Annotated in this window: 8 protein-coding genes; 7 read left to right on the top strand and 1 reads right to left on the bottom strand. The window is 70.4% G+C overall.

Annotated elements, in window-relative coordinates; genetic code table 11:
- Nucleotides 1–31 precede the first annotated feature (31 nt).
- From KME78_RS24610 to KME78_RS24620, 3 genes are all read left to right on the top strand, one after another.
- A complete protein-coding gene (locus tag KME78_RS24610; protein ID WP_219531552.1) occupies nucleotides 32–1,615 on the top strand; it encodes an ATP-binding protein in 1,584 nt (527 codons plus the stop codon).
- On the top strand, nucleotides 1,612–2,274 hold the full coding sequence (locus tag KME78_RS24615; protein WP_219531554.1) for a response regulator: 663 nt from the start codon (nucleotides 1,612–1,614) through the stop codon (nucleotides 2,272–2,274). Before KME78_RS24610 ends, KME78_RS24615 begins: the two co-directional genes overlap by 4 nt.
- Nucleotides 2,275–2,619: 345 nt before the next feature.
- Nucleotides 2,620–4,395 carry a VanW family protein gene (locus tag KME78_RS24620; RefSeq protein WP_219531555.1) on the top strand — a complete coding sequence of 592 codons (1,776 nt, stop codon included), beginning with the start codon at nucleotides 2,620–2,622 and terminating at the stop codon, nucleotides 4,393–4,395.
- On the opposite strand, the gene KME78_RS24625 is transcribed toward KME78_RS24620, so the two are convergent.
- Nucleotides 4,392–5,447, bottom strand: coding sequence for a PQQ-dependent sugar dehydrogenase (locus KME78_RS24625; RefSeq protein ID WP_246651770.1), 1,056 nt, complete (start codon nucleotides 5,445–5,447; stop codon nucleotides 4,392–4,394). The genes KME78_RS24620 and KME78_RS24625 overlap by 4 nt on opposite strands.
- 140 nt (nucleotides 5,448–5,587) lie before the next feature.
- Here KME78_RS24625 and KME78_RS24630 point away from each other — a divergent pair, with 140 nt between their 5' ends.
- The 4 genes from KME78_RS24630 to ilvN all read left to right on the top strand — a co-directional run bounded on the left by KME78_RS24630 (nucleotide 5,588) and on the right by ilvN (nucleotide 11,714).
- Nucleotides 5,588–6,385 (top strand): 2-hydroxyacid dehydrogenase, encoded by a 798-nt coding sequence (locus tag KME78_RS24630; RefSeq protein WP_308127119.1) that lies wholly within the window; start codon nucleotides 5,588–5,590, stop codon nucleotides 6,383–6,385.
- Nucleotides 6,386–6,623: 238 nt separating this feature from the next.
- Nucleotides 6,624–9,257, top strand: coding sequence for a putative bifunctional diguanylate cyclase/phosphodiesterase (locus KME78_RS24635; RefSeq protein WP_308127120.1), 2,634 nt, complete (start codon nucleotides 6,624–6,626; stop codon nucleotides 9,255–9,257).
- Between the two features lie 200 nt (nucleotides 9,258–9,457).
- Complete coding sequence (locus tag KME78_RS24640) at nucleotides 9,458–11,197, top strand: acetolactate synthase large subunit (RefSeq protein ID WP_246651771.1); 1,740 nt, start codon at nucleotides 9,458–9,460, stop codon at nucleotides 11,195–11,197.
- Nucleotides 11,190–11,714, top strand: coding sequence for an acetolactate synthase small subunit (ilvN, locus tag KME78_RS24645; RefSeq protein ID WP_219531561.1), 525 nt, complete (start codon nucleotides 11,190–11,192; stop codon nucleotides 11,712–11,714). Before KME78_RS24640 ends, ilvN begins: the two co-directional genes overlap by 8 nt.
- The last annotated feature ends 13 nt before the right edge of the window (nucleotides 11,715–11,727 follow it).

Raw genomic sequence — 11,727 nt, forward strand, 5'->3', positions numbered from 1 at the left:
CGCAACCCCCCTGTGACCTCGGCATGTTTCCATGGGCCAGGTGAGACGGGTACGTGACGCCTCCCTCGGAACCCAGCTGTTCGTGCTCCAGATGGTCATCGTGCTGCTGGCCGTCGGAGGCACAGGAGGCGTGTGGGCCAATCACACGCGCGCCCAACTGGACTCGCTGTACGAGCAGCGGGCGCTGGCGATCGCCCAGTCCGTGGCGGGGCTGCCTCAGGTCAGGGCCGCGTTCGACATCAAGGATCCGCAGAGCGTGCTGCAGCCGCTCGCGCTGAGCGTCCAGCAGACGACCGGCGCCGACTACGTGGTCATCGCCAACCGCGAGCAGACCCGGTACGCCCACCCCAACGCGGCGCTGATCGGCAAGCGGCTGTCCACCGACGGCGCCTCGGTCCTCAACACCGGCAAGAGCTGGGTCGGCACCGAGACCGGCACGATCGGCACCACGGTCAGGGGCAAGGCACCGATCTTCGACGAGTACGGCAACGTCATCGGCCTGGTCTCCGTCGGCGTGCTCCAGACCACGGTGACCAGTCAGCTCGCGGGCGCGCTGCCGCCGCTGGTGTGGACCGCGCTGGCCGTGCTGCTCTCCGGCCTCGCGGCGGCGGCGCTGATCACCGCGCGGGTCCGGCGGCAGACGTTCGGCCTGGAGCCGCGCGAGATCGCCGGGCTGCTGGAGCAGCGCGAGGGCGTGCTGCACGGGGTCAAGGAGGGCGTGCTCGCGCTCGACCTCGCGGGCCGCGTGACGCTCGTCAACGACTCCGCCCGCGAGCTGCTCGGCGAGGTGGGCGAGGACCTCACCCAGATGCCGGTCTCCGAGCGGATGCGCGACGTGCTCGGCGGGGCCGACCCGGGGGAGGACCGGATCGTGCTGCACGGCGAGCGGGTGCTGGTACTCAACCGCACGCCGGTCTCCGTACGCGGCCAGCACCGCGGCTGGGTGGTCACCCTCAGAGACCGCACCGAGCTCGTACGGCTGGCCCGCGAGCTCGACGACACCAGCAGCGCCACCGAGGCGCTCAGGGCCCAGGCGCACGAGTTCGCCAACCGCATGCACACCGTCGTCGGCCTGCTCGAACTGGGCGAGCACGACGCCGCGATCGGCTTCATCACCCGCACCACCCGCGGCACGTACGCCACCGGCCTGCGCGATCGCGTCCAGGACCCGACGCTGGCCGCGCTGCTGCTCGCCAAGTCGGCGGAGGCGGCCGAGCGCGGCGTCCAGCTCGTCCTGTCCGAGGACTCCGCCGTGGCGGAGGACGTCCTCGGCGACCCGCAGGACGCGGTCCTGGTGGTCGGCAACCTGGTGGCCAACGCGATGGACGCGCTCGACGGGGCCACGGGCACGATCGAGGTGTCGGTGCTGACCGACGCCGAGGGCCTGCACGTGCGGGTCGGCGACTCGGGCCCCGGTATCGCTCCTGACCTGGTCGAAGAGGTGTTCAGGGAGGGGTTCACCACCAAGGCCGCCCAGTCGGGACCGCGCGGGCTCGGCCTGGCGCTGACCCGGCAGGCGTGCCTGCGCAGGGGCGGCTGGGTGAAGGTGGGCAACGCGGACGGCGCCGTCTTCACCGCCCTGCTGCCCGCCCCGCTCCGGGAACCGGTGCGATGAGCGAGATCCGGGTGCTGGTCGTGGACGACGACTTCATGGTGGCGCGCATCCACAGCGGCTACGTGGCGCGGATGCCCGGCTTCCAGGTGGTGGCCGCCGCGCACACCGGGGCCTCCGCGCTCGCCATGACCGCCGAGCTCCGGCCCGACCTCGTGCTGCTCGACATCTACCTACCCGACATGTCGGGACTTGAGGTGCTCAAGGCGCTGCACGACGTGGACGTCCTCATGATCAGCGCCGCCCGCGACGTGTCCACGGTCAGGGAGGCGATGCGCGGCGGCGCGGTCAACTACCTGATCAAGCCGTTCACCGCCGCCGCGCTGACCGAGCGGCTCCAGCAGTACGCCGACACCCGCAAGCGGCTCACCGCCATCGGCGCGGAGGCCCGCCAGGACGACGTCGACCGGCTCTTCGGCACGCAGCCCATCGCCGCGCCGCTGCCCAAGGGCCTGTCGTCGGCGACATGCGCGCTGGTCGCCGACACGCTCCGGGAGTCGGGCCGCGACCTGTCGGCGGCCGAGGCCGCCTCGCTCGCGGGCCTGTCCCGCGTCAGCGCCCGCCGCTACCTCGAATACCTGTGCGTCGCCGGGCACGCCGAACTCAGGCCCCGGTACGGCACGGCCGGACGCCCCGAACATCGCTACCGGTGGCTAGGTTGACACACTTCCGTAGTCATTTCTCGTGACATATCCCATTGCGCGTGCCTTACTGTTGCCTGAGGATGTGGCTGCGGAGCGGGAGGAGATTGAGGCGTGCGTAACGCCGGACCGATCGAATCGCCGACCGACCCTTTCGCTTCGGTGCCTTTGCCCATGTCAGGCGGCAGCAAGAAGCCTCGGGTCGAGGGGCTGCCCCCAGGGGTGTCCCGTGACATCTTCGGGCCGCCGGGTCAGCCGGAGCCCCGACCGGCGACTCCCAGTGCCCCGAACAGCCCGAATGGCCAGAACGGCCAGAAGGCCGGCGGCGCTCTGCCTCCGGTGGCACCCCCGCCACAGCCGTGGCCGGTGAACGAGGGACGCTGGCAGAATCCGCCCGCGCCGCCCGCCCCCGTGTTCGGCCGGGGCGCCTCCGAGCGGCTGCCCGCCTTCATCGATCCGGAGCCGCCCCGCCGCCGTCGCCTCCTGCCCGCGCTGGTCCTGCTCGTCGTGATCCTGCTCGCGCTGGCGTACCTGGTGCCGGCCGTGCTCATGTCGGGGTCCGTCCTGCGAGGCACGCGTGTGGCCGGGGTGGACATCGGCGGACTCACCGTGACGCAGGCGGCCGACAAGCTCCGCACCGAGCTCTCGCCCAAGCTGAACAAGCCCGTCGTCGCCGACATCGGCGGCCGCAAGGAGACCATCCAGGCCGACGAGGCCGGCCTCGAGCTCGACGTGGTCAGCACGATCGGGCAGGCGCCCAGCGGCTTCCCCAGCCCGGTCGAGGTATGGCGGGGGCTCACCGGCACCACCGAGCTCCAGCCGAAGATGACGATCGACTCCTCCCAGCTGGCCAGGACCGTCGAGGGGCTGGCGGAGACCTACGACAAGAAGCCGCGCGACGGCCGGGTGGCCTTCAAGAACGGGCAGCCCGTCACCTCGGATCCGCACGACGGCGTGGTGCTCGACAAGCCCGAGGCCGTCCGCGTGATCACCGACGCCTTCCTCACCGGCCGCGAATCGGTCTTCCTCACGCTCAGGCCCGCCAAGCCCGACACCACACCCACCGCCGTCAAGCAGGCCGAGACCGCCGCCAAGCGGGCCGTCGCCGCTCCGCTCACGCTGAAGCTCGGCGCCAAGCAGGCCCAGCTGCCCCCGGCCACGATCGCCGCCAACCTGACCTTCGTCTCCGACGAGAGCGGCGGGCTGTCCCCCCAGTTCGACGCCGAAGCGGCGCTCACCTCGGTGGAGAGCAAGCTGGTCGACGCGGCGCAGGCGCCGCGTGACGCCACCTACCAGATCGTCAACGGCAAGCCGGTGCTGGTCCCCGCCCACCGCGGCAGGGGGATCGACGCCAAGCAGCTGGCCCGCGACGTGGCCAAGACGGTCGGCGGCGGCGGCGCGCGCGTCATCCCCGTGTCGCTCGCCGTGGTCTCCCCGAGGGTGAGCACCGAAGAGGTGAGCGGGCTCGGCATCAAGGAGAACATCGCCGAGTTCACCACGACCTTCGACTGCTGCCTGCCCCGCGTGACGAACATCCAGCGGATGGCGACCCAGCTCGACGGCTACCTGGTAAAGCCGGGGGAGACGTTCTCGATCAACGACGTCGTGGGCGAGCGCACCGTCGAGGGCGGCTACGTCCAGGCGGGGCAGATCGTCGGCGGCCGGATGGTGCCCATGATCGGCGGCGGCGTCTCGCAGTTCGCCACCACGATGTACAACGCGGTCTTCTTCGGCGGGTTCGACGACGTCGCCCACGTGCCGATGGACTACCACGCCGCCCGCTACCCGTCCGGCCGCGACGCCGCGCTGCTCTACCCGGACATGGACCTCAAGTGGCGCAACGACTCCGACTTCGGTGTGCTGATCAAGACGGCGTCGACCGGCACCTCGGTCACCGTGCAGCTGTGGAGCACCAAGCGCTACGACAAGATCGAGGCCGTCGAGTCGGAGAAGCGGAACTTCACCCCGTTCCGCCGCGAGACCAGCTCCGCCCCCGGCTGCATGGCCGCGATCGGCGAGCAGGGCTTCACGATCGACGTCACCCGCGTGTTCCTCAAGGACGGCAAGGAAGTCAAGCGGGACAAGAAGCTGACCACGAAGTACCGGCCGCAGGCCCAGACGACGTGCGCGACCAGTAACTAGGAGCGGCGGGGGCCGACGGACAGGATCCGGTCGTCGCCGTCCCTGGGGTCGCCCCGGCCGTCCTTGTTGCTGGTGGACATCCACAGCGTGCCGTCGGGGGCCGTGGCCAGGCCGCGGAGCCGGCCGTACGTGCCGGTGAAGTGCGCGACCGGCGTGCCGGCCGCGCCGTCCTGCCCGAGCGGGATCTGCCACAGGCGCTCGCCGCGCAGCGCGGCCACCCAGAGCGAGCCGTCGGCGTAGGCCGCGCCGGACGGTGAGGCCTCCGACGGGGGCCAGGTGATGATCGGGTTGACGAACTCCGGGTCGTCGCCCCTGCCCTCCACCTCCGGCCAGCCGTAGTTGGCGCCCGGCTTGATGAGGTTGACCTCGTCGTGGCGGTTCTGGCCGAACTCCGAGGCGTACAGCCGGCCCGCCGGATCCCAGGCCAGGCCCTGCACGTTGCGGTGGCCGAGGCTGTAGACCAGCGTGCCGAACGGGTTGCCGGGCGCGGGGGCGCCGTCCACCGTCATGCGCAGGATCTTGCCGCCGAGGGAGTCGCGCCGCTGGGCGAGCTGCCGGTCGCCCGTCTCGCCCGTGGTGGCGTACAGGAAGCCGTCGGGGCCGAACGCCAGCCGGCCGCCGTTGTGAATGGCGCCCTTCGGGATGCCCTTCAAAATGACCTTCGGGTCGGACAGCGTGTCGCCGGTGAACCGGTAACGGACGATCCGGTTGTCGTCGGCCGCGGTGAAGTACACGAAAAGCTGGTCCCCCTTGACCGCCACGCCCATCAGCCCGCCCTCGCCGTGGGCGGAGACCCCGTGGATGCGGCCCAGCTCGGTGACCTTGCCCGCCGGGGTCACGCGTAGCAGCCTGGCCGTGTCACGCTCGGTCACCAGCGCGTCGCCGCCGGGCAGGAAGGCGATCCCCCACGGCACGGCCAGATCGCGCGCCACGGTCTTGGGCTTACCGGGCGGTGGCGCCGCGGGAACGGTCGACACCGCGCCACCGGCGCTGGAGCAGGCGGTCAGCAGGGCGGACAGCAACAGGATCAGGAGCTTTCTCATGTGTTCCATACTTCCTCCCTGGCCGTAAGGTTCTCGGCATGAAGATCTGGGTCCCTTCTGGTGCTGTTGCCGATGTTCTGACCGATCTGCCCGGGGTGGAATGCGACGTTTATGACGGTACGGGGCCAATTCCTGATGGCATAGGCGAGGTGGAGGTGTGGATCCCGCCGCTGGTCACGGTGGCGGATGTGCCGGGCCTGCTGGCCGCTATGACCTCGCTGCGCCTCGTACAGACCGTCACCGCGGGCGTGGAACCGTACCGGCCGCACATGCCCGAAGGCGCGGTGCTGTGCAACGCGCGCGGCGTGCACGACGCCGGCACCGCCGAGTGGGCGGTCGGCGCGATGATCGCGGTGCTGCGGGAGTTCCCGGGCTTCGTCGACGCGCAGCGGCAGGGGGAGTGGACCTACCACCACACGGACGTGCTGGCCGACTCCAAGGTGCTGATCGTCGGCTACGGCTCCATCGGCGCGGCACTGGAGCGGCGGCTCGACGGCTTCGAGGTCGAGATCGTCCGGGTGGCCAGGAGCGCGCGTGACGGCGTGCACCCCTTCGACGAACTGCCCGCGCTGCTGCCGGACGCCGACGTCGTGGTGCTGCTCGTGCCCGCCACGCCGGAGACGGCCGGGATGTCCGACGCCGGGTTCCTGGCCCGCATGAAGGACGGCGCGGTACTGGTCAACGCGGCGCGCGGCGGTGTCGTCGACACCGACGCCCTGGTCTCTGAGCTGAAGACCGGCAGGCTGCGCGCCGCGCTCGACGTGACCGAGCCCGAACCGCTGCCGGCGGGCCACCCGCTGTGGAGCGCGCCCGGCCTGCTGATCACCCCGCACGTCGCCGGCAGCACCCCCGCGTCGGGGCGGCGCATGCTGCGGCTGATGCGCTCGCAGCTCCTCCGCTATCTGTCCGGTGAGCAGCTGAACAACATCATCACCGACGCATATTGAGAGGATTCCGGAACGTGGCTGGCCCGTGACCTTCGGTGCGTACGGTTGCCTCTAACTGAGGCTTCCTGACTCGCTGTCAAGTGAATCTTCGGGGCAATTGGTCTGTGTGGTTATCAGATCGGTGACGACATCGCCGTTGTCACCACCTGCACACCCGCAAACGCACACACTGGCGATGTGATCGACCGGACTTCGGTGATCACTGAGACAGCGTTCGAGACGGGATGGGCTAACGACTGTGATCCGCTGGCGTGGTCCACGGGCACCACTGGCCGCCGCGGCGGCGTTCGGTGCGGCGGGGTTCGCGGCTGCGCTCCTTGCGGGCGGCCCGGCTCTGCTCACCGGCGCGATCGCCGGACTGCTCGCGGCGCTGCTCGCCGCCGCCTCACTCCTGGTCGCCTCGATCAAGCTGGGCGAGCACCGCTCGACCGCGATGGGCGCCCGCTGGATGGGCAGCGGCGCCATCGTCTGGGCCGCCGGGGTCGGTGTCCGCCCGATCGTCGACAGTTCGAGCGTCGCGGTGAGTTTCGCGGACCTGCTCGTGCTGCTCGGCGGGGTGCTCACGGCGGGCGGGGTGCTCATCGCGGCCCGGCGCAGGGTGCCCGCCACGGTGGTGCTGCGGCACGTCACCGGCGCCTACCTGTGCGCCGCCTCGCTCTTCGTGATCGCCTGGGTGGTGCTGCTGCGGCAGGTCTACGCCGACGCCGGCGACCCGGCGATGTTCACCTTCGCCATGCTGCCGCCGATGATCACCCTGCTGGTGGCCTGCGCCGTGATCCCCTCCGTCATCACGAGCCGGAGCGCGGCCTGGCCGCTCGGCCTCGCGGGCATCGGCGTGCTCGCCACCACCACGGTCGCCGGGGTGGCCGCCGCGATCGCGCGCCTCACCGGCGGTGTCCCGCCGACGTGGAGCATCATGATCGCGCCCGTGGCGTTCCTGCTCCTGGCCGCCGTCCCCTGGGGGCGCCGCCCGGCCGACCCGGACGCCCGCCCGGACCGCGGCACCCTCGGCAACCTGATCGCGATGGTGCCGATGGCACTGGTCGCCGTCGCGACCTGCACGCTGCTGGTGCACCTGGCGGGCGGGCAGGCGCAGACCCCGGTCACCGGCGTCGTCGTGCTCATCGCCTCGGTGGTCCTGCTCCTGGTCATCCGGTTGTTCGTGCTCGCCTCGGCCAACATGCGGCTGCGCAGGCAGGTCTCGCTCGGCGACCGGCAGCTCAGGGAGCTGGCCGAGAGCACCGGCGACGTGGTGCTGATCTGCGACTACGAGGGCGTGGTGTACGAGATCGGCGCCGGGGTCGAGGTGACGTACGGCTACCGCCCCGAGCAGCTCGTCGGCGGGACGATCTTCGACTACATCCACCCGGAGGACGTACCCGGCATCCAGGCCGCGCTGCGCGCGATGGGCCTCGACGACGAGGGCGCCACCTCCGGCGCCTGTCTGATCGCCTGCCGCGTACGCGCGGCCGACGGCACCTGGCGGCCCACCGAGTCCGTCGCCACCCGCCACGTGGGCGGCGAGGACCAGCTGCTGGTGACCACCAGGGACGTGAGCGACGAGGAGGCCCTGCGCAACCAGGTCGCCCACCTGACCTTCCACGACGGCGTCACCGGGCTGCCCAACCGTTCCTACTTCGAGGAGCGCACGCGCGAGGTGCTGTCCGGCCGGATGTCCGGCAACGTCGCGGTCATCTTCCTCGACCTCGACGGGTTCACCTCGGTCAACGACTCCGTCGGCCACGCCAGCGGTGACTACCTGCTCGGGCAGGCCGCGCGCCGGCTGCGCGGGGCCGTACGCCCCGACGACACGCTCGCCCGGTGGGGCGGCGACGAGTTCGCGGTGCTCCTGGAGACGGGCGGCGAGGCGCAGATAGCGGTCGACCTGGCCGAACGGCTGGTCAGAGCGGTCTCGCAGGAGCCGTTCCGGGTGGCCGACCGCGACGTGGCGCTCACCGCGAGCGTGGGCGTGGCCTTCGCCGAGGAGGACATGCCCTCCGGCGACCTCATCCGCAACGCCGACGTGGCCATGGCCAGGGCCAAGGAGCTGGGCGGGCGCCGGGTGGAGGTGTTCGCCGCGCAGATGCACACCGACGTGGTACGCAGGCTGGAGCTGGCGGCCGACCTGCAGCGGGCGCTGATCGAGCACCAGTTCGCCATCGAATACCAGCCGGTCGTCGACCTGGCCACCTCCCGGGTGACCGCGGTGGAGGCGCTGGTGCGGTGGTGGCGCGGCTCGGAGTTCGTGCCACCCGACCAGTTCCTCGGCCCGGCCGAGGACACGGGCCTGATCGTGCCGCTGGGCGAGTGGATCCTGCACGAGGCGTGCCGCGAGGTGGCCGCCTGGCGGGCCTCCTCCTGGGACATCGGGCTGTCGCTCAACCTGTCGGCCCGCCAGATCACCGCGCCGCGCTTCGTCGAGACGGTCGAGGAGGCGCTCGCCGAGAGCGGGCTGCCCGCCTCCGCCCTCACCCTCGAAGTGATCGAGGAGATGCTCGTCGAGGACGCCGAGGAGACGGTCAAGCGGCTGTCGGAGCTGCGCGCCCTGGGCGTACGGCTGGCCATCGACGACTTCGGCACCGGCTACGCCTCGCTGGCGTTCCTCCGGCAGCTCCCGGTCGACATGATCAAGATCGATCCGTCGTTCGTGTCCGGGCTGGGCCGGGACGAGACGCTGACCCTGCTCACCCGCACGATCGTCCGGCTCGGCCATGACCTGGGCCTCATCGTGGTGGCCGAGGGCATCGAACGCCCCGAACAGCTCGAACTGCTGCGGGAAATGGGCTGCACCAGGGGTCAGGGCTTCCTGGTCGCGCGGCCGATGGCGGCTCGCGGAGTGGACTCACTGATGCGAACGAGTCTCACTGTTTGAGACATGTGTCCACGAAGTTGACACCAGGCCCTCCGGTGGGGCTAAGGTGTGGCCATGCTTCGCAGTGAGATTCTCGTAGTACTTCGCCGGCGCGCGGGCCGATAGCGAAGCACTACCGCCTGCGCGCCGCCCCAGTCCCACCTCCGGTGGATGGGGCATTTTTTATGTCCTTAAGGTGTAGCCACGCAAGGAACGAGCCGATGACCGAACGGATGACAGGTGCACAGGCCCTGGTCAGGGCGTTGGAGCACGTGGGAGTCGACACTGTGTTCGGGATCCCCGGCGGCGCCATCCTGCCCGCCTACGATCCCCTCTACGACTCGACCAAAGTCCGGCACGTGCTCGTACGGCACGAGCAGGGCGCGGGGCACGCGGCCGAGGGATACGCGCAGGCCACCGGCAAGGTCGGGGTCTGCATGGCGACCAGCGGCCCCGGCGCGACCAACCTGGTCACGCCCATCGCCGACGCCTACATGGACTCGGTGCCGATCGTGGCGATCACCGGCCAGGTGGCCAGCGGGGCGATCGGCACGGACGCCTTCCAGGAAGCCGACATCTCCGGCATCACCATGCCGATCACCAAGCACAACTTCCTGGTCACCGATCCGCAGGACATCCCCCGCACGATCGTGGAGGCCTTCCACATCGCCTCCACGGGGCGTCCCGGTCCGGTGCTGGTCGACATCTCCAAGGACGCGTTGCAGGCCGACGCCACGTTCAGCTGGCCGCCGACCATGCAGCTGCCCGGCTACCGCCCGGTGACCAGGCCGCACTCCAAGCAGATCCGCGAGGCCGCGAAGCTGATCGCCGAGGCCAAGCGCCCGGTGCTCTACGTGGGCGGCGGCGTGCACAAGGCGGGCGCCGCGCCCGAGCTGCGCCGGCTGGCCGAGCTCACCAACATCCCGGTCGTCACCACGCTGATGGCGCGCGGCACCTTCCCCGACAGCCATCCCCAGCACATGGGCATGCCGGGCATGCACGGCAGCGTCACGGCCGTCGGCGCGCTGCAGAAGTCCGACCTGCTCATCGGCCTGGGCGTGCGCTTCGACGACCGGGTGACCGGCCAGCTCTCGACGTTCGCGCCCCACGCGAAGGTCGTGCACGCCGACATCGACCCGGCGGAGATCTCCAAGAACCGGCACGCCGACGTGCCGATCGTGGGCGACTGCAAAGAGGTCATCACCGACCTGATCGCGGTCATCGAGGCCGCCGGGCCGGAGGGTGACTACGCCGACTGGTGGAAGCTGCTCAACGGCATGAAGGAGACCTACCCGCTCGGCTACGAGGAGTTCGCGGACGGGTCGCTGGCCCCTCAATACGTCATGGAGCGGCTCAGCGCCATCGCCGGGCCCGACACCTACTACGTGGCGGGCGTGGGGCAGCACCAGATGTGGGCCTCGCAGTTCATCGACTACGAGAACCCCGGCACGTTCATCAACTCCGGCGGCCTCGGCACGATGGGCTTCGCCGTGCCGGCCGCGATGGGCGCCAAGATGGGGCGGCCGGACAGCACCGTGTGGGCCATCGACGGCGACGGCTGCTTCCAGATGACCAACCAGGAGCTCGCCACCTGCGCCGTCGAGGGCGTGCCGGTCAAGATCGCCATCATCAACAACGGTAACCTCGGCATGATCCGCCAATGGCAGACGCTCTTCTACGAGCAGCGCTACTCCAACTCCGACCTGCAGACGACACGCCGGATCCCCGACTTCGTCAAACTGGCGGAGGCCTATGGTTGTGTCGGACTGCGCTGCGAGCGGCCGGAAGACGTCGACGCGACCATCAAGAAGGCCATGGAGATCAACGACGTGCCCGTCGTGGTCGACTTCGTGGTCCACCAGGACGCGATGGTCTGGCCGATGGTCGCGGCGGGCACGAGCAACGACAGCATCAAGATCGCCCGGGACATGGCGCCGAAGTGGGAGAGCGAAGATGAGTAGGCATACGCTTTCTGTGCTTGTCGAGAACAAGCCGGGCGTACTGGCGCGTGTGTCCGCGCTGTTCAGCAGGCGCGGCTTCAACATCGACTCGCTGGCCGTGGGCCCGACCGAGCACGACGACGTCTCGCGCATGACCATCGTGGTCAGCGTCGAGGAGCTGCCGCTGGAGCAGGTCACCAAGCAGCTCAACAAGCTGGTGAACGTGCTCAAGATCGTCGAGCTCGACCCGGGCCAGTCCGTGCAGCGCGAGCTCATGCTGATCAAGGTCAAGGCCGACGCCGACAGCCGCTCGCACGTGCTGGAACTCGTCCAGCTCTTCCGCGCCCGCTGCATCGACGTGGCGGCCGACGCCGTGACCATCGAGGTCACCGGCACTCCCGACAAGCTCGAGGCCTTCGTCAAGGTGCTCGAACCGTTCGGGATCAAGGAGCTCGTCCAATCGGGCATGGTGGCCATCGGCCGCGGCGCCCGTTCCATCACCGACCGGTCCCTCAGGGCACTGGACCGTACCGCCTGAAAGGTTTATGCAA

The sequence above is a fragment of the Nonomuraea guangzhouensis genome, from assembly GCF_019396345.1.
In the GTDB taxonomy this organism is placed as follows: domain Bacteria; phylum Actinomycetota; class Actinomycetes; order Streptosporangiales; family Streptosporangiaceae; genus Nonomuraea; species Nonomuraea guangzhouensis.